A 26,196-nucleotide genomic window follows, 5' to 3' on the forward strand; every position below is an offset into this window, starting at 1 on the left:
ACGTTAATCATTATGGATAATGCTGTATTACTCAGCTGATAGAGCCCACTCTGTTAGCAAGCGTACTCCAAAGCCAGTACCGCCTTCAGTGTGTAAACCACGGTTACCACTGCTTAATGCATTACCCGCAATATCGATGTGTGCAAAGGGCGTATCCGTAACAAATTGCTGTAAAAACAATGCAGCGGTAGAGGCGCCGGTGCTGCTGCCGGTGTTGCGTAAATCAGCGATCCGACTTTTTAACTCAGGCAACATTTCGTCGCTCATGGGTAAACGCCACAGTTTTTCTTGTACGTTTTCACCCGCTTTATTCAATTGTGCTAACAATTCATCATTCTTACCAAACAAACCTGCATAATAGCTGCCTACTGCACCTACTTTGGCACCGGTTAAGGTCGCAATATCGACTATCGCGCGAGGTTTAAAATTTTGTTCGGCATACCAGAGGGCGTCGGCCAGCAGTAAGCGTCCTTCGGCATCGGTATTGATGATCTCGATAGTTTTGCCATTCCCGGCCTTAATGACATCACCCGGTAAATAAGCGCGATCTGAAATCATATTCTCGGCCAGAGGCATAACGCCAACAACATTGACCGGTGCTTTTTGTTTGGCTAACGCGTGCATGGTACCCAGAACAGCTGCAGCACCCGCCATATCGCTGGTCATTCTGACAATCGAGTCAGCTTGTGTTTTTAAGTTGTAGCCGCCCGTATCAAAGGTAACGCCTTTACCAACAATCGCTAAAGGCGCTTGTTTGCTGCCTTCCCATTGCACTATAACCATGCGTGGTGCTCTGGCACTGCCACGGCCAACGGCTAAGAGCGCGCCTAATCCGGCTTTTTCTAGGGCTTTTTCATCCATTATGGTGACTTTTGCACCGAGTTTGCGTAATTCTAGCGCTTGCTGAGCAAAGGTTTCTGGATAAATGGCATTGCCAGGTTCGTTGGTTAGATCGCGCGCCAATTTAACGCCCTCGCTTAGGGCAGTAAGCTGTGCTATGCGCTGTTCTGTTTCAGGCGTTTGATTCGCCAGTAAATGCAGATTGCGTACGGTCTCGGTTTTTTTATCGCTGTGATAGCGTGTAAATGTATAGCTTGCTAAATCGACGCCATGACTCAGTTGAGCCAGTAATTCGGCTTGACTAAAGGGTGTGGTAATTAAAGACGCATCTAACTGGATGCTGCGTGCGGCAGAGCCTTTCAGGCTTCTGGCAGCTGTGGCGCCAAGTAAGCTGGCTTGGTAGGGCGTGAGTTTGCTTGTATCGCCGGTACCTAGTAACAGAACGCGTTGATATTGGCTGTAAGGTGCAGCTGGAGCCAACCATGTTAGTGTATTGCCGTGACCCGCTTTAAAGTTTTCTTGTTTGCTGATGGCGTCTAATTGTGGGTTGGCATTGAGTTGCTCTGGGCTCACTAATAACACTAGGGTATCTGCGGCCTGCGCTACGCTAGAACTTGCCGTAATGGTAAAGTTATCTGCAACTGCTGCAGAACTGGCCAGCAGTAAAGCGGCGATACTACTTAAACGAAACATGGACAACACTCCTCAAGAGAAAATTCTTTGCTAATACTGACGAAAATTATGGTGTTATACAATAACAGAGCGTGTTGTCTATCGCGTATTTTGGGTTAAATATCAGATAATTCCTATTTAAGCTGCTGCAATAAATAAGGCGCCATTACGGCGCCTTATTAACTCACTGAGCCTTAGTTAAACTGCATTTCTGGAATATCACCTGATATAACGAGTTTACCTGCGGTTTTTTGCTGTATTTCCTCAACTGAAATACCTGGGGCGCGTTCAAGTAAATGGAAGGCGCCATTTCGTACTTCTAACACGGCGAGATCAGTAACGATCTTTTTCACACAGCCCACGCCTGTTAATGGCAGAGTACAGTTTTCCAGTAGTTTGCTACTGCCGTATTTATCAGCGTGCGTCATGGTGACAATAATATTCTGTGCACCGGCCACTAAATCCATGGCACCGCCCATCCCTTTAACCAGCTTGCCAGGGATCATCCAGCTGGCAATATTGCCGTTTTGGTCTACTTCAAAAGCACCCAATACGGTTAAATCAACATGACCACCGCGGATCATGGCAAAGCTTTCGGCTGAGCTAAAAATCGCCGCGCCTTTGATGGCGGTAACGGTTTCTTTACCAGCATTAATCATATCAGCGTCAATTTCAGCTTCAGTTGGGTAGGGACCCATACCCAATAAACCGTTCTCAGATTGCAGCATCACTTCAATGCCAGCAGGCACATAGTTTGCGACCAGAGTAGGAATACCAATGCCTAGATTAACGTAGTAACCGTCTTGTAGTTCTTGTGCCACACGCATGGCAACTTGTTCACGTGATAAAGCCATAGTTGCCTCCTTAACCTTGCCGAACCATACGGCGTTCAATGCGTTTTTCAAAATTGCCTTTGATCACACGTTGCACATAAATACCTGGGGTATGAATTTGTGAGGGTTCCAGCTCGCCTGGTTCAACAATTTCTTCAACTTCAGCCACGGTAATTTTGCCTGCAGTGGCGGCCATCGGGTTAAAGTTCATTGAGGTGTGCCGGAATACTAAATTGCCGTAACGATCGGCTTTCCACGCACGTACGATAGCAAAATCACCGGTTATGGCGGGTTCTAATACGTAGTTGCGGCCATTGATTTCGCGCGTTTCTTTACCCTCTGCTACTGGCGTACCGTAGCCTGTGGCGGTAAAAAAGGCCGGGATACCGGCACCGCCAGCACGCATTTTTTCCGCTAAGGTGCCTTGTGGGGTCAGTTCAACTTCCAGCTCGCCACTAAGAAGTTGCTTTTCGAACAGGGCATTTTCACCAACATAGGACGCGATCATTTTTTTGATTTGGCGATCTTCAAGTAAGATCCCTAAGCCAAAACCGTCAACACCGCAGTTATTTGAGACAACGGTAAGATCTTTGGTGCCCATTGTTTTAATTTGGGCAATTAACCCCTCGGGGATGCCACATAAACCAAAGCCTCCGGCAATAACGGTCATGCCGTCTGTTAGCCCGGCCATGGCGTCTTCGTAGCTGTGTACGACTTTATTAAACCCTGCCATTTTTTGTCCTCTGTCGTTTTTTGTCGCTAGTTTACGAGAAAATTCTTACCCAGCTATGGGCGTTGCGCCTATCTTTACGCTGCGGTTATTTAAAGTTACGCAGATTCTAGATCGTTGCATCCGGTGGCTAAACGCGCCGTACAACTTTGTCGGGGCACGCTGTGGATACGTCCATGTACGCTCTTGTTTGGCATCCATGCCAAACAGGTCCCCGAGCAAAGTGTACTATGCGTTTACCACCTCGTTCGATTACCGTACATCCCAAAATGCACCACTAGACTGCAGCAAAGCTTTGGTATTGAACTTGCCGCGAGCTAGTAAATAAAACTTATTCAGCTAGGCAGCGAGTCGATAATGCTAAACCAGGCGTCTTTCGCATGGATGCGAAAGTTTACAAATTTGCCAGGAGCAAATTTGAACAGCTTTAGCTGGCCCGCAGGGCAAACTTCATGGATGAAGTTTGTAACCCTCCATGGATGGATTCACGGCGGCCTGGTGTGCGTTATCGACTGCAAGCAGCCTAGCGTTTCGATTCAATCTCACTCACAGAAGCTAACTGTGAGTCAGTAAATAACACTTATGCAGCTAGGCAGCGAGTCGATAATGCTAAACAAAGCGTCTTTCGCATGGATGCGAAAGAGGAGCCCCCATGGAAGGGTTCACGGCGTCTTTGTGTGCAATATCGGCTGCAAGCAGCCTGGCGTTTCGATTTAGGCGATCCCTTAGAAGCCTCTGTTTTAAATTACTACCCAGTTAAGAGGGTTGCGCCTATCTTTACGCTGAAGTTACTTCAAGTTCAGCAGCTTAAAGTCGGGTGCATCCGGCGGCTAAACGCGCCGTACAACTTTGCCGAGGGACGCCGTGAACCCATCCATGGGGGCTCCTGTTTTTCATCCATGAAAAACACGCCCTCGGTCAAAGTGTACTATGCGTTTACCACCTCGTTATGTTTTCGTGTTACATCCAGAAGTAGCTACGAAATAACACATCACTTTTTACAGAACTATTTAGCAATTTACTTAAATACTTCTATACAGCCAGGCAGCGAGTCGATATTGCTAAACAAAGCGTGTCCGGCATGGATGCCGGACAGGAGCCCCCATGGAAGGGTTCACGGCGTCTTTGTGTGCAATATCGGCTGCAAGCAGCCTGGCGTTTCGATTTAGGCAATCCCTTAGAAGCCTCTGTTTTAAATTACTACCCAGTTAAGGGCGTTGCGCCGATCTCAAATCTGCAGTTGGTCAAGTTTGACTGCACTTCGCCTGTATCGCCAATCCTACTTTAGAACTAGACGGCTTCCCAAGCTGCTGACAGACAAATGCCCCCGCTTTTGCTAGCGCCGTTAAATCTAAGCCGTGTGCAATGCCAAGCCCGTCTAGCAAATACACCACATCCTCAGTAGCCACATTCCCTGACGCCCCGGCAGCATAAGGACAGCCGCCCAAACCTGCGACGGCACTGTCCACAACAGCAATACCACGACTTAGCGCCACATAAATATTTGTTAACGCCTGACCATAAGTATCATGAAAATGCACTGCCAGCTTATCTAGAGGGACTTCTGCTAGCACCGCATCAAGCATCAAATTAACCGTTTTCGCTGTGCCGACACCGATAGTATCGCCAAGCGAAATCTCATAACAGCCCATCTCTAACAGAGCCTTGGCTACCTTAGCAACATCAGCAGGGGCAACCTCGCCTTGATAGGGGCAGCCGACTACACAAGAGACATAGCCACGCACTTTTATGCCATCTGCTTGCGCTGCCGCAATCACAGGGGCAAAGCGTTCCAAGCTCTCTGCTACGGAGCAATTAATATTTTTTTGGCTAAAAGCTTCCGAGGCAGCACCAAAAATGGCGACTTCATTAGCACCAGCGGCTTTGGCCGCTTCGTAGCCTTTTAAATTTGGGGTAAGGGCGGCATACGTTACCGCATTGCCACGGCGAATGCCGGCAAAAACCTCGGCAGAATCGGCCATTTGCGGCACCCACTTGGGGGATACAAAGGCACCGGCTTCAATATATTGATGGCCAGCAGCCGTGAGCATATCGATAAGCGCGATTTTGGCAGCGCAGCTTACCGCTTGCTCGTTTTGCAGGCCGTCACGCGGGCCTACTTCGACAATGCGCACGCTAGATGGAAAACTCATGCTTCCTCCACGCTTAAATCAACCAGCTCCGCGCCGTCTTTCACTAAATCGCCCGGTGCATAGAATACCGCTTTTACCACACCGTCTTTTGGTGCTTTTATGGCGTATTCCATTTTCATCGCTTCCATAATAACCAGTGTTTCACCGGCTGTTACGTGTTGGTTTTCGCTGCAAAACACGGCGACGATGGTGCCATTCATCGGCGCGGTAAGACTACCAGCGCTCTCTGCCCCGTCAACCACGGTGGCGACGTCGGTTTGATACACAATGTCATAGCGCTGATGTTTAATAAAAATGCTAATGGTGTCTTGATACTGGCTGACCCGCACCTCTATCCGATGTCCGGCTATTACTGCGCTTAACGCATCGTTTGCGAGGCTAACTTGACAATCGAATTGTTGGTCTGCCAGCACAACATTAATCTGCTGTTGCTGTTGTTCAAGAATTAAGGTGTGCTTGGTTTCTGCTACTTGTAAATCCAGACTAAGCTCTGGTGTTTCGTTCAGTCGCCAGCCTTGCTGAGACTGCCAAGGACTGCTGGCGATTGCGCCAAGCTGCTGGGTTTGCTTCTTGGCAACAATATACAGTGCCGCTAATATCAGTGCCTGATTTTCCTGACTGTGTGCCGGTGCAAACAAGCTCTGCTGATGCTTATTGATAAAATTGGTATCAAGTTCTGCGGCGGCAAATGCTGGATGGCCAACTAAACTTGAAAGAAATCCAAGGTTAGTGGTCACACCGGCAATGCGGTAATCATCTAAGGCATGTAACATGCGGCTAATGGCACGATCACGGTTTTCATCCCAGACAATTAATTTAGCAATCATCGGATCGTAATAGGGCGTTACTTCATCGTGCTCAACCACGCCGGTATCTACCCGCACGTGACGGTTGGCTTCGGGTTGGCGCAAATAGGTCAGTTTGCCCGTAGCCGGTAAAAAGTCATTATTTGGATCTTCGGCATAGACCCTTACTTCAATAGCATGGCCCGTGAGTTTTACGTGCTCTTGGGTAAGCGGTAATGGCTCGCCGGCTGCTACCAGCAATTGCCATTGCACTAAATCCTGACCGGTGATCATTTCAGTAACCGGGTGCTCTACCTGTAAACGGGTATTCATTTCCATAAAATAGAAAGAGCCGTCTTCATCAAATAAAAACTCAACGGTACCGGCACCCCGATAATCAATCGCTTTAGCGGCTTTAACCGCGGCTTCACCCATCGCCTGACGCTGTGCTGGGCTAAAGCCCGGCGCAGGGGCTTCTTCAATGACTTTTTGATGACGGCGCTGAATGGAACAATCGCGCTCGGCTAAATACACCGCATTACCATGATTGTCAGCAAAAACCTGAATCTCGATATGGCGGGGTTTAGTGAGATAACGCTCTAGTAGCATTTTATCATTACCAAAACCGGCTTTTGCTTCACGACGGGCGCTGGCGAGGGCAGCATCAAACTCATCAGCTTGCCAAACTACGCGCATGCCTTTACCACCACCGCCATAGGCCGCTTTTAACAACTGCGGATAGCCAATTTTTGCCGACTCGGCTTTTAATACCGCGTCGGTTTGATCATCACCATGATAACCCGGAACTAAAGGAACACCGGCATCGTGCATAATTTTCTTGGCCGCGCTTTTAGAACCCATCGCTGCAATAGCCGCGACCGGTGGACCGATAAACACTACACCGGCTTCGGCGCAGGCACTGGCAAAGTCTTCGTTTTCAGATAAAAAACCGTATCCTGGGTGAACCGCTTCGGCACCACTTTGTTTGGCGATGGCCAGAATTTTATCCGCTCGCAGGTAAGAATCTTTGCTGGCTGCCGGGCCCAGTAAAAAGGCTTCATCTGCCATGCGAACATGACGGGCATTGGCATCGGCCTCGGAATAAACGGCCACGCAGCGAATGCCTAACTTATGAGCGGTTTCTATTACCCGACAAGCGATCTCGCCGCGGTTAGCAATAAGTATTTTACGGAACATACTTTCTTATCCTGCTGATTTGACCGGTTTCGCTGCACTTGGCATACGAGTTTGCCGGTAGAGTTATAATAAGTTTGCGTATCTGCTTGAGTAAAACCTGCACGCTTGACCTGGCTGCAGCTTAGCGACAATTGCCATGCGTTGGGTTTATAACCAGTTTGGTTTTCGTTTTTCTAAAAAGGCGCTAAGCCCTTCCTGGCCTTCTGCTGATACACGAATTTCTGCAATGGCTTGCGTGGTGTGCGCAATAACCTCGTTGTTGATGTTTTTATTGTAAATCTGCTGCAATAAGTTTTTAGCGGCACTGACCGCGGCTGGGCTATTTTGCAGTAGTGCTTGCACCAGCGGCTCAGCTTGGTTTTCAAGGGTATCGTTGCTAACCACTTGATGCACTAAGCCTAAGGTTGCAGCGGTGGTGGCGTTAAAGCGTTCGGCGGTTAAAAAATAACGGCGCGATTGCCGCTCGCCTAAAGCGCGCATGACATAGGGGCTGATCACGGCTGGGATTAAGCCTATTTTGACTTCGCTCAAACAAAAGCTAGCATTTTCCTCAGCAAGGGCGATATCACAGCACGCGACTAAACCTACAGCACCACCAAAGGCGGCGCCCTGCACCAGCACTAGCGTAGGTTTGGGGAAGGTATCCAGTTTGTGCATCAGGCTAGCGAGTTCGGCGGCATCCTCAAGGTTTTGCTGATAGTCTTTTTTCGCCATCGAGCGCATCCAGTTGAGATCGGCACCGGCGGAGAAGTTTTTGCCGTTGGATTTTAGTACTAACACTTTGACTTGGTTGTCGGCAGCGAGGCTGTCAAGCTGGGCGATAAGCTCGGCGATCATTAGATCGTCAAAGGCGTTGTGCACTTCAGGGCGGTTTAACACTAAACTGGCGACACCGCGGGGGTCTATGGTTATTTCGGTATACTGTAGAGTCATGGTTGATGTCGCTCCGTTTATGCCAAATTCTATTGTATTGCTCTAAGTCTGGTGCACCCGGTTAAGAAAATTACTGCCCAGTCAAGGGCCTTGCAGCGAACTAAAATCTGCTATTCGTTTAGGGTAAGCAGATTTCAGATCGTTGCATCCGGCGGCTAAACGCGCCGTACAACTTTGTCGGGGAACGCTGTGGATACGTCCCTGTACGCTCTTGTTTGGCATCCATGCCAAACAGGTCCCCGAGCAAAGTTTACTATGCGTTTACCACCTCGTTCGATTCTTGTGCATACCTAAGTGCACCTCTAGCCTGCGGTAAGACTCTGGTATAGAGCATACAACGAGCTAGTAAATAACACCTATGCAGCTAGGCAGCGAGTCGATAATGCTAAACCAGGCGTCTTTCGCACGGATGCGAAAGTTCAAGCGTCCATGGAAGGATTCACGGCGGCCTGGTGTGCGTTATCGGCTGCAAGCAGCCTAGCGTTTCGGTTTCAACTTGCCCATAGAAGCAAGCTAACCCAGTCAGCCTAAGATCATATGCATCCGGCGGCTAAACGCGCCGTACAACTTTGCCGAGGGACGCCGTGAACCCATCCATGTGCGGTTACAAACTTCTTCCTGAAGTTTGCCCTTCGGGCCAGCGCAAGCGCTGTTCAAATTCGTTCCCGACGAATTTGTCTGTTTTTCATCCATGAAAAACACGCCCTCGGTCAAAGTGTACTATGCGTTTACCACCTCGTTCGATTGTCGTGCATCCCAGAGTGCGCCACAAAACTACAGCAATTATCTGATATTGAACTTGCCGCGAGTTAGTAAATAACACTTATGCAGCAAGGCAGCGAGCCGATATTGCTAAACAAAGCGTGTCCGGCATGGATGCCGGACAGGAGCCCCCATGGAAGGGTTCAAGGCGTCTTTGTGTGCAATATCGGCTTCAAGCAGCCTGGCGTTTCGATTCAATCTCACTCATAGAAGCGCAAGCAGCCTGGCGTTTCGATTCAATCTCACTCATAGAAGCGCAAGCAGCCTAGCGTTTCGGTTACAATGATCTATTAAAAGCTACCGATTTTAAATTGCACCCAATTAAAATGCGCTGCATCAATCTCAAATCTGCATTTACTTCAAATGAAGCAAGTTCAAGATTGACGCATCCGATAGCTAAAAACTACATCCTAAACACACCAAAACGACTCTCTTCAATCGGCGCGTTTAATGCTGCTGCAAGCGCCAAGCCTACCGTCATCCGTGTTTGTGCCGGATCAATAATGCCATCATCCCACAGCCGCGCACTGGCGTAATACGGATGCCCCTGCTGCTCATACTGCTCAATAATCGGCTGCTTTAACGCCTTTTCAGCCTCTGCCGACAAAGTTTCACCCTTACGTGCTAAACCATCTTTCGTAACCTGCGCCATTACGCCAGCCGCTTGCTCGCCGCCCATCACGGAAATGCGCGCATTCGGCCACATCCACATCATGGTGGGATCATAAGCACGGCCGCACATGCCGTAGTTACCTGCACCATAGCTGCCGCCAATTAATACCGTAAACTTCGGTACCTTGGCGCAGCTTACTGCCATCACCATCTTGGCACCGTGCTTGGCAATACCCTCGGCTTCGTACTTTTTGCCGACCATAAAGCCAGTGATATTTTGTAAGAACAACAACGGGATTTTGCGCTGAGCACAGAGTTCAATAAAATGCGCGCCTTTTTGTGCCGATTCAGAGAATAAGATCCCATTATTGGCGACAATGCCCACTGGATAGCCGAAGATGCGCGCAAAACCACAGACCAAGGTAGCGCCGTAATATTGTTTAAACTCGTCAAAATCTGAGCCATCGACAATACGCGCGATCACTTCTTTTACATCGAAAGGTTTACGTAAGTCGGTGCCGACAATGCCGTATAACTCTTTGGCGTCGTACAAAGGCTCTTCAGTTGGCTTAACATGCAGCTGAGCTGGTACAGGGCGGTTTAAGCGTGAAACGGCATTACGCGCCAGTTGTAAGGCGTGCTCATCGTTTAAGGCATAGTGATCGGCTACACCAGAGATTTTGCAATGCACATCAGCGCCGCCCAACTCTTCGGCAGACACTTCTTCACCAGTGGCGGCTTTTACCAACGGTGGGCCGGCTAAGAAAATGGTGCCTTGATCTTTGACGATAATACTCTCGTCGGCCATGGCTGGCACATAAGCACCGCCCGCAGTACACAAGCCCATTACCGCGGCGATTTGTGGAATGCCTTTGGCTGACATATTGGCCTGATTAAAGAAGATGCGGCCAAAGTGCAGCTTATCGGGGAAGACATCATCTTGCCGTTGTAGGTTCGCGCCGCCAGAATCCACTAAATAAATACAGGGTAGGTGGCAGCGCTCAGCAATTTCTTGGGCGCGTAAATGCTTTTTCACAGTAAGCGGATAGTAAGTACCGCCTTTTACCGTGGCATCGTTAGCGACGATCATGCACTCCACGCCATTAACACGGCCAATACCAGCGACTACGCCGGCTGCAGGCACGTAATCTTCATAGCATTGCCAAGCGGCAAACTGGCCAATTTCTAAAAAGGGTGAGCCCGGATCAAGCAGTTTTTGCACCCGATCGCGCGCGAACAACTTACCACGCGAAACGTGGCGGGCGATCAAGCTTTCGCCGCCGCCCAGTTTAATTTGCTGTACTTTGCTGTTCAGATCATCCACCACCGCCTGCATAGCGGCGGCATTTTTTTGAAACTCCTCGCTGCGAGGATTCACCTTGCTGTTAAGTTTAGTCATGTTAATTCGACTCGATAAACAGCTCGCGGCCAATCAGCATACGACGAATTTCTGAAGTGCCCGCGCCAATTTCGTACAGCTTGGCATCGCGTAATAAACGACCGGTAGGGTATTCGTTGATATAGCCATTGCCACCTAATAATTGAATCGCATCCAGCGCCATTTGGGTAGCCAGCTCGGCCGCATACAAAATTACGCCAGCGGCATCTTTACGGGTGGTTTCCCCACGATCGCACGATTTCGCCACCATATACACATAAGAGCGTGCCGCGTTCATCCGGGTATACATATCGGCTACTTTGCCTTGTACCAGTTGGAACTCGCCAATAGATTGGCCAAATTGCTTACGATCGTGAATATAAGGTACCACCACATCCATACAGGCTTGCATAATACCCAGTGGGCCAGCGGCTAATACCACGCGCTCATAATCTAAACCGCTCATCAATACTTGAACGCCACGGCCAACTTGACCCAGCACGTTTTCTTCTGGCACTTCACAGTCTTCAAATACCAACTCACAGGTATTTGAGCCGCGCATGCCTAGCTTGTCGAGTTTTTGTGCTTGCGAAAAGCCCTTAAAACCCCGCTCCACAATAAAAGCAGTAATACCTTTTGAGCCTGCATTAACATCGGTTTTTGCGTAAATCACATAGGTATGGGCATCTGGACCATTGGTGATCCACATTTTATTGCCGTTAAGGATGTACTTATCGCCTTGTTTTTCGGCGCGCAGTTTCATGCTCACCACATCTGAACCGGCATTAGGTTCGCTCATCGCCAAGGCACCAATATGCTCGCCTGAACATAATTTAGGTAAATACTTTTGTTTTTGGGCTTCAGTGCCGTTGCGGAAAATTTGGTTAACACACAAGTTAGAGTGGGCACCATAAGATAAGGCGACTGATGCCGAAGCTCGGCTAATTTCTTCCATCGCGATAACATGTTCTAAATAGCCTAAACCTGAACCGCCATACTTTTCATCAACGGTAATACCGAGCAGGCCAAGATCGCCAAATTTGCGCCATAAATCATTCGGGAAGGCGTTATCATGATCGATTTGCGCGGCCCGCGGGGCAATTTCTTCGCGAGCAAAAGCGTTAACTTGCTCGCGGATCATATCGACGGTTTCACCTAAGTCGAAATTCAGACCTTTATATGTACTAATCATACTTACCCCGTTACTTGGTTGTTGATAATCAAATGTGTTTTTATTATGTGGAAGAAGAGGCTGAGGTAGCGCTCTTGAGTTGTTGCGCTTCGTTTAGCGTCTCTCTGCAGCGTTTTTCAACAGTTACCAGTTCCATTAATACCACTTTGATATCGTCAAGTTGCTGATGAAGTTCACCTTTTTTCAACTCGATTAATTTAAGCATGGTACTAAGCTGGGTAACGCTACTTTTATCTGCATCGTAAAGTTCGAACAGTTGACCGGTTTCCGCCAGACTGAATCCTAAGCGTTTTCCACGTAAAATAAGTTTAAGTCTTACACGATCACGCTTACTGTAAATGCGTGTTTGACCATTACGCTGTGGTGTTAGCAAGCCTTGATCTTCATAAAATCGAATGCTGCGCGTGGTGATATCAAATTCGCGCGAAAGTTCGCTAATGCTGTAGGTTTTATCGTCTTTTTCTTTCATGGCATGCCTTCCAACTGAATGCTGGCAACTATAAGTGAAGTTTACGTAAAGGTAAAGCAGGGGTCTGGTGTTTTCAAGGGTTGCCGCCTGATGCAAGTGTGTTTTGTAAAGATAACATGCCAAGTAAAGCGGCTAAATTTGTAAAAAGGGCGCAATTTTTTTCGAGTCTACTACCATAGTGGTAGCATGTTGACGTTGGCGTAAACGTAAATTTGGTGTAGTCTCTTTCGCATTAATCCAGATGTCGATGTGGGAGCAAAAAATGAATCAGCAAAATGCCGTTGTGATTGTTGCAGCAAAACGTACTGCCATGGGCGGCTTTGTAGGTGGCTTAGCTGATGTTGATGCTACCGTGTTGGGTGCGACAGCGATCCGTGCGGCTGTAGCCGCAGCAGGTATCGCGCCAGAACACATAAATGAAGTGATCATGGGTAATGTGTTACCCGCTGGTTTAGGGCAAGCGCCTGCGCGCCAAGCCACATTAAAAGCCGGTTTACCCCTTAGTGCGGGCGCTACAACCATTAATAAAGTATGTGGTTCAGGTCTTAAAGCCGTCATGCTGGCAACGGATTTATTGCAAGTTGGTAGTGCCGATGTTGTTGTTGCGGGGGGAATGGAATCTATGAGTAATGCCCCGTATTTACTCGATAAAGCCCGTAGTGGTTATCGGATGGGGCATGGTCAAATCAAAGATCATATGATGCTTGATGGCTTAGAAAATGCTTACGACGGTAAGGCGATGGGCTGTTTTGCTCAAGATACTGCTAACGATAAAAACATCACTCGTGAGCAAATGGACGCCTATGCGTTGACCTCATTAACCCGTGCGCAGCAGGCTATTAGCAGTGGTGCTTTTGTTGCTGAAATTGCCCCGGTGACCTTTCAAACGCGCAAAGGTGACGTTACGTTCAGTGTTGATGAACAGCCTGGTAATGCTAAACCTGAGAAAATTCCAAGCTTACGTCCAGCGTTCGCCAAAGACGGTACTATCACTGCGGCCAATTCAAGTTCTATTTCTGACGGTGCGGCAGCGTTAGTGTTAATGCGAGAAGCCGATGCTAAAGCGCAAGGGTTAACGCCTTTAGTACGGATCGTGGCGCATGCTACCCATTCGATGGAGCCTGCGTTATTCACAGTTGCACCAGTTGGTGCTATGCAAAAGGTGTTGGCTAAAGCAGGCTGGCAAAAAGATGATGTTGATTTATGGGAAATCAATGAAGCCTTTGCCATGGTGACCATGCTTGCCATTAATGAACTTGGGCTAGATGCTCAGAAAGTGAATGTTAATGGCGGAGCCTGTGCTTTAGGCCATCCTATTGGTGCCTCTGGAGCGCGTATTTTAGTGACACTTATCCATGCCTTACGCCAGCGCGGCCTAAAAACCGGTGTGGCGTCATTGTGTATTGGGGGTGGCGAAGCCGTTGCCCTGGCAGTAGAAGTTATTTAACACGCCAGTTGGCTATTTAGACGTTTTTAAAAAACATATTAGCGTTCCACGTTAAACACTAAGCGGTTGGGGAGAAGCGCCGCGTGATAGAACCCGCAAAGACGGGGCAAACCTTTAGTTCTGCATACCGTGTTATCAGGACAAGAGGGACAGGTAACGGCGCCGGCCTTACCACAATAATTATTAAGGGCCGGCTAACCGTTTAAACTCACATAGCTAACGAGATACATTCATGACTCAACAGGTTAAACTTTTTATCGATGGTGAATTTGTTCATTCAAACAGTGACAAACTTATCCCCGTAACCAATCCAGCGACGCAAGAAATTATTGCTCAGGTACCTTGCGCGACGGCTGCCGAGATGCAACAGGCTATCGCTTCTGCTAAAGCGGCCTTTCAAACGTGGAAGGAAGTGCCAGTGTCTGAGCGTGCGCGTTTAATGATGCGTTACGCACAATTACTCAAAGATCATCAGGCAGATATTGCTGCCATAATTTGTGAAGAGCTTGGTAAAACCGTCGAAGACGCTAAAGGCGATGTTTGGCGTGGTATCGAAGTGGTAGAACAAGCTGCCAACATTCCTTCATTGATGATGGGTGAGACCGTTGAAAACGTGGCACGCAGTATCGACACCTATAGCTATATTCAACCGCTAGGCGTGTGTGCCGGTATTACACCGTTTAACTTCCCAGCCATGATCCCACTGTGGATGTTCCCGCTGGCGATTGCCTGTGGTAATACCTTTATTTTAAAACCGTCTGAGCAAGATCCGATGACGGTGAACAAATTGGCTGAGCTGTTTGTGCAAGCAGGTGCGCCAAAAGGGGTGTTGCAAGTAGTCCATGGCGCGAAAGAACAAGTTGACGCTATTTTACATCACCCCGATATTAAAGCCATTTCGTTTGTCGGCTCGGTCAATGTGGGTCAATACATCTACAAAACAGGTACCGATAATTTAAAACGCGTTCAAGCGTTTGCTGGCGCGAAAAACCATATGGTTATTATGCCTGATGCCAATAAACAGCAGGTTATCAATGCGTTAGTTGGCGCGTCAGTGGGTGCAGCGGGTCAGCGCTGCATGGCCATTTCAGTCGCGGTCTTTGTCGGCAGCGCTGCTGAGTGGATCCCAGAAGTGGCTGCGGCCATTGGTAAAGTTGGACCTGGTCATTACAGTAATCCCAATGCAGCTTATGGCCCGCAAATTAGCCCGCAAGCCAAAGCAAGGGTAATGTCGCTCATCGATCAGGGCAAAAAAGAAGGCGCGACCTGTTTGTTAGATGGCTCAAGCTGTGAGGTCGAAGGTTATCCAAAAGGTAACTGGGTGGGTCCAACGGTCTTTAGCAATGTCACCACCGAGATGGAAATTTACAAACAAGAAATCTTTGGTCCTGTACTTAACACCATGACAGTTAACTCATTGCAAGAAGCCATTGAGCTGGTTAATGCCAGCCCCTTTGGTAATGGTACGGCTATCTTTACCGCTAGCGGCGCCGCAGCACGCAAGTACCAGCATAATGTGGAAGTGGGTCAGGTCGGGATTAATGTACCTATCCCAGTCCCCCTGCCATTCTTCTCATTTACCGGTTGGAAAGGGTCTTTCTACGGTGATCAGCATGCTTATGGTAAGCAAGCGGTGCGTTTTTATACTGAAACAAAAACCATTACAGCACGTTGGTTTGATGATGATATCGCGGTTTCAGGCCCGAACATGTCAATCAATTTGCGTTAACCGGTGACAGGGGCAGGCGTGGCGGCGGCGAAAGTAAAGACAAACTCCTAAAAATTTGCAGCTTTGTCGTCGCCCGTTTTGCTAGTGATAAATTGCCTACTGGTTGTTTTCATAAAGGTAGTATAGGAAATCTGAGCATGAATTTTAATCTCACTGAAGATCAACAAGCCTTTGTCGATGTGGCGCGCCAATTTGCAGAGCAAGAACTCGCTCCCCATGCTGCCCGCTGGGATCGTGAGCATTATTTTCCGAAAGAGGTGATACAAAAGGCGGGTGAACTCGGCTTTTGTTCGTTATATACCCCGGAAGAGGCTGGTGGTTTAGGCTTGTCTCGTTTAGATTCATCCATCATATTTGAATATTTAGCCATGGGATGCACGGCGACAACGGCCATGTTGACCATTCATAATATGGCTACCTGGATGATTGCCAGTTACGCCACCGAGACAGTAAAAAACACCTGGTTACCTTCGCTGGTAAGCGGTGAGCAGTTGGCCTCTTATTGCTTAACTGAACCAGGCTCAGGCTCGGATGCAGCCAGTTTACGCACCAGTGCGCGTAAAGACGGTGACTATTATGTGTTAAACGGCTCCAAAATGTTTATTTCAGGTGCAGGCGCCACAGAAGTGCTGGTGGTGATGGCTCGCACTGGGGAAGCCGGACCAAAGGGCATCTCTGCCTTTGTAGTTCCCGCTGATACTGCTGGCGTTATCTACGGTAAAGCAGAAGAAAAAATGGGCTGGAATGCGCAACCAACCCGTTTAGTGACTTTTGAAGATGTGCGTATTCCTGCCAGTGCGTTACTGGGTAACGAGGGGCAGGGCTTTAGTTTTGCCATGAAAGGCTTAGATGGCGGTCGCATTAATATTGCTACTTGTTCGATTGGTACTGCGCAGCAAGCATTGAATACGGCGCGTAACTATATGCTTGAGCGGCAGCAGTTTGGTAAGCCGCTGGCGGCGTTTCAAGCCTTACAATTTAAACTCGCCGATATGGCAACTGAGTTAGTGGCCGCCAGGCAGTTGGTGCGATTAGCGGCGTTTAAATTAGATAACGATGATCCTGAAGCGACGGCTTATTGTGCAATGGCAAAACGTTTTGCCACGGACGTCGGATTTACTGTGTGTGATCAGGCATTACAATTGCACGGTGGCTATGGTTATATTAAAGAATATCCGCTGGAGCGGCACTTCCGTGATGTACGAGTGCATCAGATTTTGGAAGGGACTAACGAGATCATGCGTTTGATCATTGGTCGTCGCTTATTGGATGCGGCTGCTGGCGAAATTCTGTAAGTTTGTCACAAAGCAAGGTTAAACTTAGCAGCGTCTTTGCCGCTGCTAAGTGCTGCTTGAGTTAGCAGTAAATTATAAGGAAACCCTATGCTTGAAACATCTACAACTGCGGTGGTGCTGTTTGAAGAACTTACCGCAGCCAATGGTAAAAAAATTGCCATTGCCACGCTAAACTCCGAAAAGTCACTCAATGCCCTAAGTTTGCCCATGGTGGAATTGCTGCTACCGCAATTGCAAGCCTGGAAGCAGGATAACGCCATCGTGATGGTGTTATTACTAGGCGCGGGCGATCGCGCTTTTTGTGCGGGTGGGGATATTCGTGATCTTTATCAGGCGATGAAAGATCAGCCCAATACGTTTCAGCCGTATGTTGAAACCTTTTTCACAAAAGAATATCGGCTTGATTATCTGATACATACGTTTGATAAACCGGTGCTGGTGTGGGGCAACGGGATAGTGATGGGGGGCGGGCTTGGTTTGATGGCCGGCGCTTCTCACCGTGTGGTTACGACTTCCAGTCGCATTGCGATGCCGGAAATGGCTATCGGTTTATATCCTGATGTTGGTGCCAGTTGGTTTTTAAATCGTATGCCAGCAGGATGCGGTTTGTTTTTAGGGTTAACGGGTGCCTCAATTAACGCCGCAGATGCGCGTTTTATTGGATTGGCAGATGTCTTTATTTGTCATGAACAAAAAGCACAAGTCGTCGATAAACTGCTTCAGGTGAAATGGGGCGATACTGTTGCGTTAAATCATCAGAAGTTATCAGACGTGTTACGTCAGCAAGAGCAAGGGTGTCGCACCCAAATGCCGCTCAGTCAAATTAGAGTGCATCAAGAAGCTATCACTGATATTGCTCTAAAGCCCAATTTGCCTGCTGTAATAGAGGCGATATATGCCATACCTGGCGAGGATAAATGGCTGCTTAAAGCCAAAGAATCGCTACGTTATGGTAGCCCGATAACGGCACATATTGTTTACCGTTTGTTGCAATTGGGGCAAACGAAAATTCTGGCTGATAGCTTTCGTTTAGAACTGGGATTAAGTGTGCAGTGTGCGAAGCTGGGGGAATTTCAAGAAGGGGTAAGAGCGTTACTTATTGATAAGGATTTGCTCCCTAAATGGTTATATCCAGACGTTAACACCGTGCCTGTTCACATTATCGATGAGCTGTTTTATTCACCTTGGTCTGCCGCACAACATCCACTTAGTGATCTGGGTAAGTTAAAAGGATAAATACCATGGCAAAAGTCGCCTTTATTGGACTAGGAAATATGGGTGGCCCTATGGCCATCAATTTAATTAAAGCCGGGCATGATGTAACGGTTTTTGATTTATCGGTAGCAGCTTTGTCACAGCTGAAAGCGGAAGGCGCAGTGGTTGCAAGTTCTGCTGCCGATGCCGTAAACGGTGCCGAGTTTATACTTTCAATGCTGCCTGCGGCAAAGCATGTATTGGGCTTATACCTTGGGGAACAAGGTATTGTGAATCAGATCAACAAAGATGCGCTGGTTATTGATTGCTCTACTATTGATGCGCAAAGTGCGCGTAAATTGGGCGACGCTCTCGCGCAGCAGGGTATTGCTTTTATTGATGCACCTGTTTCAGGTGGCGTTGGTGGCGCTAAAGCAGGCACCTTAACCTTTATTGTTGGCGGCAGCGAGCAGGATTTTGAGCGCGCGAAAACCGTGCTGGCGCATATGGGTAAGAACCTGTTTCACGCAGGTGCCATGGGTGCAGGCCAAGTGGCGAAGATTTGTAACAATATGCTGTTAAGTATCCTTATGGTTGGAACGTCGGAAGCGTTGCAAATGGGCATCGATAACGGCCTAGATCCAAAGGTGCTGTCTGATATTATGCTGAAGAGTTCTGGCCGTAACTGGACTTTAGAATTGTATAATCCGTGTCCAGATGTATTGCCCAATGTGCCTTCGTCAAATGGCTATCAGGGGGGCTTTATGGTGGACTTGATGGTGAAAGATTTAGGGTTAGCGCTAGAGGCGGCATTGCAGAGCGGGAGTAGCACACCTTTGGGTGCGTTAGCGCGGAATATGTATGTGTCACATCAGCGTGCTGGCAATGGAAAGCTGGATTTTTCCAGTATTTTTAATGCCTTTGATAAGAGTGTAGGGTAATTTTTCTTCGAATCGCGTTGAGGCTCCGTACATTTTTTCTGAGACACGCCGTGAACCATCTCTGGGGCTCCACTACGGCCATCCATGGCCGTCTCAGAAAAAAGTACATACGCCTCCTCGCTGACACCGAGTGCGCTTAAATTATTACTCGTCGACAGTTACGAATGCATTAAGTGTTTGTCGATATTAGGATTAAGTGAAAAATATTATGAACTTAAAAGATAAAACCATAGTTATTACCGGCGGTGCTCAAGGCTTAGGTCTGGAAATGGCGCGGATGTGTGCAGCCGAAGGCGCGCAATTGGCGCTGATTGATATGAATAATGAACAATTAGCGGCGGCGGCCACTGAGTTAGCGGTACTGACTAAGGTACATACCTATGTGGCGAATGTGGCGGATGAAGCGCAGGTTGAAGCCACTTTTGCGCAGATCGATAGCGATTTTACCGGTATTGATGGCTTAATTAATAATGCCGGTATTTTGCGTGATGGTTTGTTATTAAAGGTGAAAGACGGCGAATTGGTTGCGAAGATGCCATTGCAGCAATTTCAATCGGTGATTGATGTGAATTTAACTGGCGTGTTCCTCTGTGGCCGCGAAGCCGCTGCGCTGATGGTTAAACAGGGACGTAAGGGCGTTATTATCAATATGTCTAGCGTTGCCCGCGCCGGTAACATGGGCCAAACGAACTATGCGGCGTCGAAGGCGGGTGTAGTCGCGATGACGGTAACTTGGGCACGTGAGTTAGGACGTTATGGCATTCGCGTGGGCGCGATTGCTCCAGGGGTGATTCGTACCGCTATGACTGATGCGATGAAACCGGAAGCACGCGAGCGCTTGGAGAAAATGAAGCCAGTGGGTCGTTTAGGCGAAGCTGCTGAAATAGCGCATACTGCAAAGTATATTTTTGAAAACGATTTCTTTACGGGTAGAGTGGTCGAGATTGATGGTGGTATTGCGTTTTAGGTGCTAGCGGCATCACGTTGTTGATGCTGGTTTTTGGTGCTGATTTTTTTGTACGGATTTCTTATTACCAAAACTGCGCGTAATGCCCCGTCCTTTTAGGGCGGGGATGGATAGCGCATGACGCGAAGCGGCATAAGATTGACAACAGCAATAATGCTGTATAAATTAACAGTATGAAAGCGACCAAAACACTCCAAGTTCGTGTGCGTGATAAGCACGCTAAAGCCCTGTCAGCGCAAGCACGGCAGGTGAACTTTGTATGGAATTATGTCAATGAATTAAGTGCGCGGAATATTCGTGAGCATGGCCGCTTTCTATCCGACTTCGACATTCAGAAATATACTAACGGTTGCGCTAAAGACTTAGGCTTGCATAGCCAAACCGTTCAGGAAGTCTCTAAAGAGTACGTGACACGCCGAAAGCAATTTAAGAAAGCTAAGCTTCGCTGGCGCAAGTCTGATGGTACTAAACGCTCGCTAGGCTGGATCCCCATTAAATCTGGCGCTGCCTGCTTCAAAAGCGGTCAAGTCTATTTTAACAGGCAATATTATAAGGTATGGGATAGCTACGGACTTTCTGGCTATACGTTTAAATCCGCCGCCTTCTCCGAAGATACCAGAGGCCGCTGGTATTTCAATGTTGTCGTTGAAGTTGACACAACGCAATCAACGGGTACTGCCAGTGTCGGTATCGACTTAGGCTGTAAGGCTACTGCTACCGACTCTAACGGTGTAAGTGTCCCTAGCCGTGACTACCGCACGTTGGAAGCTAAATTAGGACTGGCGCAACGCGCCAGCAAGAAACGCCGTGTAAAGGCGATACACGCGAAAATAAAAAACCGCCGCAAAGATAAATTACATAAATACAGCCGTAAGCTCGTGAATGAAAATGCGGCCATATTCATAGGTGATGTATCAAGCACTAAACTCACTAAAACCAAGATGGCAAAATCGGTTTTAGATGCAGGATGGGGCTTGCTGAGGACTATGCTGGCATATAAATGCGCTCACGCAGGTATTGTCTATCAGAGCATCAACGAAGCCTATACTACCCAATCCTGTTCGCGCTGTGGCTCACGCCACAGCAGTCTGAAAGGTAGACCAGGACTTGGAATAAGAGAATGGACTTGTCATGACTGCGGTACTCATCATGACCGCGACATTAACGCCGCAAAGAACATTCTCGCGCTGGGGCATCAGCGTCTCGCAGGAGGAATCCCCGTCCTTTAGGACGGGGAGGATGTCAAATTTAGGGTTTATTAAACCTAAAACTTAAGTACTAAAAAAAATCGCGTAAAAAACGCAAGGATATAAGCGCAAGAATACGAACCTGAGAATAGAAACGCTAGCCTCGATACAGTGAGCTTTTAAAAAGGCATCTATCTGAAAAAAGCATAAACGGAGAATAAAAATGATACGTTGGAAAATGTTAACGTTACTGTTATTAGTGTGCGGTTTAGGATGGTCTGGTCAGGTAGTTGCAGATGACAAAGCCGAGCTTACCGCAGCGCTCGCCGAGTTTTTAGACGGCGCCACACGAAATGATCCGGTTGTTCACAACAACTATTGGGCCGACGAATTAATTTACACCAGTTCAGCAGGAAAGCGTTTTGGAAAAGCGGAACTGATGGCAAGTGTGAATGGGCGTGGTGAGTTAGCGCCAGAAGAAATCAGTATGCGTTATCACAGTGACGATCTGCAAATCATGCTCTATGGCGATACGGCCGTTGTTGCGTTTACTTTAGTAGGCCAATCTGCAAGCGAGACGTTACGTTTTCTAAACAGCGGTACTTTTATTAAACGGAAGGGTAAATGGCAAGCGGTTAACTGGCAAGCGACGCGTTTGGCAGAGTAATATGAAATTAAACAGCTCAGATAACAGATCGCTTAACGAAAATAAAACGTAGCAAATTACATCACAATTATCGTAGTAAGCCACTGGGCTTTTCCCAGCTTTATTAATTGTATAATGTTGGAGTAGCACTATGCCACATCACCGCCTTGCCCATTTAAATCATCAAGATGTTCGTATTGACGAGCTTACGGTGCATTCGTACGAAATGGGATTATATCTCGTTGAAGCTGATTTTGATGGCCGTAAAGGGTTTATCGTCAACGACAGCAATCAGCCACAGCATTTCCACAGTGTTGAACAAGTGAAGCAATCATTAAGCGATTGCACAGTTAGAAACGCGTGGTTAGTTCACCAATCAGCGTATGACGAGATGTGTGGTGGCCCCGAAAAAACAGATAACACCCTGAAATTGCCTATTTGTTTTAACTAGCCGACGTTATCAGCAACGAGTGTTTAAGGCAGGATAAACAAATTTTGTGAGTTTGATGGCACGTGCTCGAATTGCACGTGCCGTTTTATAAATTACCAGCCTATGCTGTGATACAACCGTTGCCACATCAGTTTGTTTTGTTGTTTTAAACGTGTAGCTCGCGTTTTTACTTCAGCCGTTAATTCGGTTTGTTGCTCAAGTAAATTTGCCAACGCGGCCAGTAAGGTGTCTTCCGATAAGTCTTCTACACAATACTCACCCATCCCAAAGTCACTCATCATAGCGTGATACTTATGGCTCCAACTGGTCGCGATACAAGGGACTCCCTGACTCAGAGCATTTACTGCGCCGTGGAAGCGCGAACTGACCGCCAACTCAGCTTTGCCAATAAAGGCTTTTACGGCAAGCGGATCTTCAATTTGCACCAGACCACAAGGTGAAAGCGCGGCAATTTCAGCACAGAGCTCGGCATCTTCTTTGCCTTCATGATTCACCAGTACGGGTTGGATCCCCAATACCGTCAGGTAATCGGCGGCCGCAGCAAAAGCAGTAACATATTGTTGCCGCATGGCCTCTGCATTCGCATGATTGTACTTTGATACGACTTTAGAATTTGGTATCAAAGCAGCAAAAGGCATGTCGAGTGATGGGACTTCCGCGTTAGCCACTGGGCTTAGCCCCACAGTAAAGTCGGGGGTTAAAATCACATGTTCTGGTAATACGTCTACACAGCTTTGTAAATGGCGCAGCGATACCGGATCTCTGACAAAAATAAGTCGAGCATGGTTAATAATATCGCGCATCGCCGCTTGACTGGCTTTAGACGTAAAAGGCCCAAAAGCTTGTGGCATAAAAATAAAGGGTTTACCTGCTTTACCAAAACGAACGACTTCTTTCGCCGTATTTTGCAAAAAAGTCAGGGGCCATTGATCGCCATAAGCAAAACCGCTGGCTTCCAGAACCAGATCGATATCGCGCTCGGTTACCATCCCATAGCGTTTAAAGAGGTTGCGAAGCGATGCTGGCAGTTTGCCCAATAGCCCTGTTGCATCAATCCCTTTGCGACGAAAAGCCAATTTTTGCCAAGCACCATGGCGTGCGCGTTCTGGATAGGGCAGGTTTGGTCCGGGTGATAAAACCAGTTCAAAAGGCTGACTTTTGGCTTTGAGACCTTGCAAGCACGCGAGTAACATTAAATAAGCGCCTTTGTTGCGAAATTGTACGCCTTTAATTTCTACAAAATAAGGTTTGGTCATTATAGGTTTCCGTTATGTGTCGTTGCCGATTTTTTTACCTTAAGCAATTGCCATAAATGGCTGCGCGTTGTTTTGGCAAAAAACAAGAAGAAAAAGGAAGCATAAGCGTATGAAATTAAGGTTGCCCAAGCCGCACCAACAATACCATATTGTGGGATCCACCAGAGATTAAGCAAGACATTAATTAACGCGCCCATACCGTGGCTAAGCAGAGAGAGCGGCTCTTGTTCGGTGATCACTAAATGTTGGCCGATTAAATAACGGATAAAAATAAAGCAGCCAGCCCAAATATGGATCCGCAGCACCGTAACGGCATCGTTAAAGGCGTCCCCAAACAGTAATAAAACAATCCATTCTGCCGTTAGCGTCATGATCACCGCAATAGCCAAGGCAGCACTAAAAAACAGCAGGGCAAAGCGGCGTAGTTTGAGCAGATAACCGTTCCAGCTTTTTTCATAGGCTTTTAACATATCGGGATAATAGCGTACGGCAAGGGTGGCTGGAAACACATACCAAAGCTCAGATAATCGACTGGCTGCGGCATAAATACCGGCTTGCTCGGTTCCTGCCATGCTACCCAGCATCACAATATCAATTTTTAAATAGATAACAGAAACAATACCCGACAGCCAAAGCCAAGAAGAGCGCTTAAGTAATTGTTTCGCATGTTGCCAGTTAAAATAACGGGGATGATAGGCAGGCCAAAGCTGTGTTTCGTCTTTGTAAGGTTGATGCTTGCGACGATACAGTAGATATTGCGCCATACCGACAATAAAAAACTCAATGCCGGTGATCAGCAAAAGACTGGCAATACCGAAGCCTTGGTACAATAGCCACAACTTCATTGCAAAGCTCAGTAAGGAAATAATCGATTTAACGTAGGCTGGGCTTCGAAATGTACCTTGATAGTTTAAATAAAACTCAAACAGTAAAAAGCCAAAAAAGGCTTGTAATATAAATAACAAGGGAATGGCATAACTAAGATGCCCGGTAAACAGTTGCGGGTTTAGCAGATAAAATAAGCCAAGCATCACGCCGCCGCCAAGCAAGCCTAATCCTAAGCGAATACTGACAGCGGTATAGAGCATTGTCATGGCCTCTTGGCCACTGGGCAATTTGGTCATTTGTTTAACGACTAAATTGTTTAAGCCCATGCTGGTTATAGGCACTAAAAACGCGCTCCATGCCATCACAATCGAAAAGATCCCCAGCTCACTGGCCCCGAGCATGCGTGCTACAAAGATGGTCAGTACTGCCCCTGAAGCGAGCTTAACGAGTTTATCACCCAGCATGGCCGAGGCGCGGGCCATCAGCAGTTTCTTGATAAAATTCATTTTGGACTCCGCAGCATGCGACGTCGTATCTGCGATAAAATGCGCCAAATATTTTGCAGTAAAAAAATGTAACCCGCGAATACCATAACAAACAGCAGTAACATCACCACATCGGGGATCATCAAGTATTCACCAATAACGCCAATACAGGCAAAAATACACGCCAGTGCGGTAATTAATGTCAGCGATTCACGGGGATCTAGGCCTAAGCGAAGCGAAATATGATGCAAATGTTCGCGGTCTGCTTGAAAAGGGGATTGTCCCTTTAAAATCCTTCGTAGCATGATGGCAACCATATCCATTAGGGGGATAGCAATTAACCATAATGCAGTAACTGGGCGAAAACTGGAGGTTTCACTTTGTGTGCCAATGATCAGTAACCAAATCACCGATAAGCCAATTAACATACTGCCGGCGTCGCCCATAAAAATCTTTTTACCCGGGACCAAATGCAAGTTAAACGCCAGATAAGGCAGTAATGCACAAATCAATGTCATCGGTAAAAGGGCTTGTTCCGGTTGCCCCCATAGCAGCATAAATCCAGCAATAGCTACAAAACTGACCAAACTGAGCATGCCTGCTAAGCCATCAATACCGTCAGTCATATTAAACGCATTAATGGCGGCAATCACTGCAATTAGGGTCACCGGGATCCCTAATACCCCTAAAGTGACTTCGCCAAAACCAAACAAATTACCTAAGCTGGCCAGATGCAGATCTAAGGCATAGACCATACCTAAGCCCACACTTAGCTGTATCGCCAAACGTAATTTCACGCTAAGATCGAGATAATCATCAAAAGCGCCCAGGATGACAATTGCTCCAGCCAATAACAGATAATAAGTTGGATGAAGGGCATCGGGGGCAAAGAAAGCTAAGGACACCGCCAAGCCACTGAATACCGATAATCCGCCTATTAACGGAATGGCGCCTTGATGTTGTTTACGGCCTTTTGGGATATCGACTAATCCCACCCGTTGCGATAACGGATAAAACGCTAAAATAGCGAGTAAGCAAAAGCCAAATGCAGAGACAATTAAAAACAGTTGAGATGTCATAACGAATTCATTTTTATCAGTTTTGCCCAAGTGGCGTTTATTCAGCTAAGCGTCAGCTGAAACTTGCTGTAATGATAATGCTAAGTAACAAAATAAACGACTAGCTAAGGCTAATAGTTTCTAAATATTATCTTT

21 protein-coding genes are annotated in these 26,196 nt (G+C 47.5%); 9 read left to right on the forward strand and 12 right to left on the reverse strand.

Features of this window, described 5'->3' with window-relative positions; all coding sequences use genetic code 11:
- Positions 1-27: 27 nt before the first annotated feature.
- The 9 genes from IE070_RS07205 to IE070_RS07245 all read right to left on the reverse strand — a co-directional run bounded on the left by IE070_RS07205 (position 28) and on the right by IE070_RS07245 (position 12,556).
- On the reverse strand, positions 28-1,533 hold the full coding sequence (locus IE070_RS07205; protein WP_189481950.1) for a leucyl aminopeptidase: 1,506 nt from the start codon (positions 1,531-1,533) through the stop codon (positions 28-30).
- 173 nt (positions 1,534-1,706) lie between these two features.
- Complete coding sequence (locus tag IE070_RS07210) at positions 1,707-2,366, reverse strand: CoA transferase subunit B (RefSeq protein ID WP_189481952.1); 660 nt, start codon at positions 2,364-2,366, stop codon at positions 1,707-1,709.
- 10 nt (positions 2,367-2,376) lie between these two features.
- Positions 2,377-3,078 (reverse strand): CoA transferase subunit A, encoded by a 702-nt coding sequence (locus IE070_RS07215; RefSeq protein WP_189481954.1) that lies wholly within the window; start codon positions 3,076-3,078, stop codon positions 2,377-2,379.
- Between the two features lie 1,241 nt (positions 3,079-4,319).
- Positions 4,320-5,228 carry a hydroxymethylglutaryl-CoA lyase gene (locus IE070_RS07220; protein ID WP_189481957.1) on the reverse strand — a complete coding sequence of 303 codons (909 nt, stop codon included), beginning with the start codon at positions 5,226-5,228 and terminating at the stop codon, positions 4,320-4,322.
- The gene (locus IE070_RS07225) at positions 5,225-7,210 is read right to left on the reverse strand and encodes an acetyl/propionyl/methylcrotonyl-CoA carboxylase subunit alpha (RefSeq protein WP_189481960.1); all 1,986 of its coding nucleotides are present in this window, start codon (positions 7,208-7,210) and stop codon (positions 5,225-5,227) included. Before IE070_RS07225 ends, IE070_RS07220 begins: the two co-directional genes overlap by 4 nt.
- 147 nt (positions 7,211-7,357) lie before the next feature.
- Positions 7,358-8,143 carry an enoyl-CoA hydratase/isomerase family protein gene (locus IE070_RS07230; protein WP_189481963.1) on the reverse strand — a complete coding sequence of 262 codons (786 nt, stop codon included), beginning with the start codon at positions 8,141-8,143 and terminating at the stop codon, positions 7,358-7,360.
- A 1,165-nt stretch (positions 8,144-9,308) separates the two neighbouring features.
- Positions 9,309-10,916: a carboxyl transferase domain-containing protein gene (locus IE070_RS07235; protein ID WP_189481965.1), complete on the reverse strand. Its 1,608-nt coding sequence runs from the start codon at positions 10,914-10,916 to the stop codon at positions 9,309-9,311.
- 1 nt (position 10,917) lies between these two features.
- Entirely contained in the window at positions 10,918-12,087 is a 1,170-nt protein-coding gene (locus tag IE070_RS07240; protein WP_189481967.1) for an isovaleryl-CoA dehydrogenase, read from the reverse strand.
- A 43-nt stretch (positions 12,088-12,130) separates the two neighbouring features.
- Positions 12,131-12,556 carry a MerR family transcriptional regulator gene (locus IE070_RS07245; RefSeq protein WP_189481969.1) on the reverse strand — a complete coding sequence of 142 codons (426 nt, stop codon included), beginning with the start codon at positions 12,554-12,556 and terminating at the stop codon, positions 12,131-12,133.
- Between the two features lie 262 nt (positions 12,557-12,818).
- Here IE070_RS07245 and IE070_RS07250 point away from each other — a divergent pair, with 262 nt between their 5' ends.
- The 9 genes from IE070_RS07250 (at position 12,819) to IE070_RS07290 (ending at position 22,413) form a co-directional block, all read left to right on the forward strand.
- Positions 12,819-14,003 carry an acetyl-CoA C-acyltransferase gene (locus IE070_RS07250; RefSeq protein ID WP_189481971.1) on the forward strand — a complete coding sequence of 395 codons (1,185 nt, stop codon included), beginning with the start codon at positions 12,819-12,821 and terminating at the stop codon, positions 14,001-14,003.
- Between the two features lie 232 nt (positions 14,004-14,235).
- Positions 14,236-15,732 carry a CoA-acylating methylmalonate-semialdehyde dehydrogenase gene (locus IE070_RS07255; RefSeq protein ID WP_189481974.1) on the forward strand — a complete coding sequence of 499 codons (1,497 nt, stop codon included), beginning with the start codon at positions 14,236-14,238 and terminating at the stop codon, positions 15,730-15,732.
- A 137-nt stretch (positions 15,733-15,869) separates the two neighbouring features.
- The gene (locus IE070_RS07260) at positions 15,870-17,027 is read left to right on the forward strand and encodes an acyl-CoA dehydrogenase family protein (RefSeq protein ID WP_189481976.1); all 1,158 of its coding nucleotides are present in this window, start codon (positions 15,870-15,872) and stop codon (positions 17,025-17,027) included.
- A gap of 87 nt (positions 17,028-17,114) precedes the next feature.
- Positions 17,115-18,263 carry an enoyl-CoA hydratase/isomerase family protein gene (locus IE070_RS07265; protein ID WP_189481979.1) on the forward strand — a complete coding sequence of 383 codons (1,149 nt, stop codon included), beginning with the start codon at positions 17,115-17,117 and terminating at the stop codon, positions 18,261-18,263.
- Between the two features lie 5 nt (positions 18,264-18,268).
- On the forward strand, positions 18,269-19,162 hold the full coding sequence (gene mmsB / locus IE070_RS07270) for a 3-hydroxyisobutyrate dehydrogenase (RefSeq protein WP_189481981.1): 894 nt from the start codon (positions 18,269-18,271) through the stop codon (positions 19,160-19,162).
- Positions 19,163-19,370: 208 nt separating this feature from the next.
- Positions 19,371-20,129 (forward strand): SDR family oxidoreductase, encoded by a 759-nt coding sequence (locus IE070_RS07275; protein WP_189482211.1) that lies wholly within the window; start codon positions 19,371-19,373, stop codon positions 20,127-20,129.
- A gap of 173 nt (positions 20,130-20,302) precedes the next feature.
- Complete coding sequence (locus tag IE070_RS07280) at positions 20,303-21,358, forward strand: RNA-guided endonuclease InsQ/TnpB family protein (RefSeq protein ID WP_189481983.1); 1,056 nt, start codon at positions 20,303-20,305, stop codon at positions 21,356-21,358.
- A gap of 181 nt (positions 21,359-21,539) precedes the next feature.
- Positions 21,540-21,983: a nuclear transport factor 2 family protein gene (locus tag IE070_RS07285; RefSeq protein WP_229796972.1), complete on the forward strand. Its 444-nt coding sequence runs from the start codon at positions 21,540-21,542 to the stop codon at positions 21,981-21,983.
- 130 nt (positions 21,984-22,113) lie between these two features.
- On the forward strand, positions 22,114-22,413 hold the full coding sequence (locus IE070_RS07290) for a DUF6482 family protein (RefSeq protein ID WP_189481985.1): 300 nt from the start codon (positions 22,114-22,116) through the stop codon (positions 22,411-22,413).
- A gap of 92 nt (positions 22,414-22,505) precedes the next feature.
- On the opposite strand, the gene IE070_RS07295 is transcribed toward IE070_RS07290, so the two are convergent.
- The 3 genes from IE070_RS07295 to wecA are packed head-to-tail and all read right to left on the reverse strand — an operon-like array spanning position 22,506 to position 26,061.
- The gene (locus IE070_RS07295; RefSeq protein WP_189481986.1) at positions 22,506-23,669 is read right to left on the reverse strand and encodes a polysaccharide pyruvyl transferase family protein; all 1,164 of its coding nucleotides are present in this window, start codon (positions 23,667-23,669) and stop codon (positions 22,506-22,508) included.
- The gene (locus IE070_RS07300; protein ID WP_189481988.1) at positions 23,669-25,003 is read right to left on the reverse strand and encodes a flippase; all 1,335 of its coding nucleotides are present in this window, start codon (positions 25,001-25,003) and stop codon (positions 23,669-23,671) included. The genes IE070_RS07295 and IE070_RS07300 overlap by 1 nt, the downstream gene beginning before the upstream one ends.
- On the reverse strand, positions 25,000-26,061 hold the full coding sequence (wecA, locus tag IE070_RS07305) for a UDP-N-acetylglucosamine--undecaprenyl-phosphate N-acetylglucosaminephosphotransferase (RefSeq protein ID WP_189481990.1): 1,062 nt from the start codon (positions 26,059-26,061) through the stop codon (positions 25,000-25,002). Before wecA ends, IE070_RS07300 begins: the two co-directional genes overlap by 4 nt.
- Positions 26,062-26,196: the final 135 nt, after the last annotated feature.

The sequence above is a fragment of the Alishewanella tabrizica genome (genome assembly GCF_014652375.1).
GTDB classification, from domain to species: Bacteria; Pseudomonadota; Gammaproteobacteria; order Enterobacterales; family Alteromonadaceae; genus Alishewanella; species Alishewanella tabrizica.

What these genes read in the sequence shown, in the direction of transcription:
- IE070_RS07205 (WP_189481950.1), bottom strand. Translation starts at nt 1,533, where the DNA reads ATGTTTCGTTTAAGTAGTATCGCCGCTTTACTGCTGGCCAGTTCTGCA.
- IE070_RS07210 (WP_189481952.1), bottom strand. Translation starts at nt 2,366, where the DNA reads ATGGCTTTATCACGTGAACAAGTTGCCATGCGTGTGGCACAAGAACTA.
- IE070_RS07215 (WP_189481954.1), bottom strand. Translation starts at nt 3,078, where the DNA reads ATGGCAGGGTTTAATAAAGTCGTACACAGCTACGAAGACGCCATGGCC.
- IE070_RS07220 (WP_189481957.1), bottom strand. Translation starts at nt 5,228, where the DNA reads ATGAGTTTTCCATCTAGCGTGCGCATTGTCGAAGTAGGCCCGCGTGAC.
- IE070_RS07225 (WP_189481960.1), bottom strand. Translation starts at nt 7,210, where the DNA reads ATGTTCCGTAAAATACTTATTGCTAACCGCGGCGAGATCGCTTGTCGG.
- IE070_RS07230 (WP_189481963.1), bottom strand. Translation starts at nt 8,143, where the DNA reads ATGACTCTACAGTATACCGAAATAACCATAGACCCCCGCGGTGTCGCC.
- IE070_RS07235 (WP_189481965.1), bottom strand. Translation starts at nt 10,916, where the DNA reads ATGACTAAACTTAACAGCAAGGTGAATCCTCGCAGCGAGGAGTTTCAA.
- IE070_RS07240 (WP_189481967.1), bottom strand. Translation starts at nt 12,087, where the DNA reads ATGATTAGTACATATAAAGGTCTGAATTTCGACTTAGGTGAAACCGTC.
- IE070_RS07245 (WP_189481969.1), bottom strand. Translation starts at nt 12,556, where the DNA reads ATGAAAGAAAAAGACGATAAAACCTACAGCATTAGCGAACTTTCGCGC.
- IE070_RS07250 (WP_189481971.1), top strand. Translation starts at nt 12,819, where the DNA reads ATGAATCAGCAAAATGCCGTTGTGATTGTTGCAGCAAAACGTACTGCC.
- IE070_RS07255 (WP_189481974.1), top strand. Translation starts at nt 14,236, where the DNA reads ATGACTCAACAGGTTAAACTTTTTATCGATGGTGAATTTGTTCATTCA.
- IE070_RS07260 (WP_189481976.1), top strand. Translation starts at nt 15,870, where the DNA reads ATGAATTTTAATCTCACTGAAGATCAACAAGCCTTTGTCGATGTGGCG.
- IE070_RS07265 (WP_189481979.1), top strand. Translation starts at nt 17,115, where the DNA reads ATGCTTGAAACATCTACAACTGCGGTGGTGCTGTTTGAAGAACTTACC.
- mmsB (WP_189481981.1), top strand. Translation starts at nt 18,269, where the DNA reads ATGGCAAAAGTCGCCTTTATTGGACTAGGAAATATGGGTGGCCCTATG.
- IE070_RS07275 (WP_189482211.1), top strand. Translation starts at nt 19,371, where the DNA reads ATGAACTTAAAAGATAAAACCATAGTTATTACCGGCGGTGCTCAAGGC.
- IE070_RS07280 (WP_189481983.1), top strand. Translation starts at nt 20,303, where the DNA reads ATGAAAGCGACCAAAACACTCCAAGTTCGTGTGCGTGATAAGCACGCT.
- IE070_RS07285 (WP_229796972.1), top strand. Translation starts at nt 21,540, where the DNA reads ATGATACGTTGGAAAATGTTAACGTTACTGTTATTAGTGTGCGGTTTA.
- IE070_RS07290 (WP_189481985.1), top strand. Translation starts at nt 22,114, where the DNA reads ATGCCACATCACCGCCTTGCCCATTTAAATCATCAAGATGTTCGTATT.
- IE070_RS07295 (WP_189481986.1), bottom strand. Translation starts at nt 23,669, where the DNA reads ATGACCAAACCTTATTTTGTAGAAATTAAAGGCGTACAATTTCGCAAC.
- IE070_RS07300 (WP_189481988.1), bottom strand. Translation starts at nt 25,003, where the DNA reads ATGAATTTTATCAAGAAACTGCTGATGGCCCGCGCCTCGGCCATGCTG.
- wecA (WP_189481990.1), bottom strand. Translation starts at nt 26,061, where the DNA reads ATGACATCTCAACTGTTTTTAATTGTCTCTGCATTTGGCTTTTGCTTA.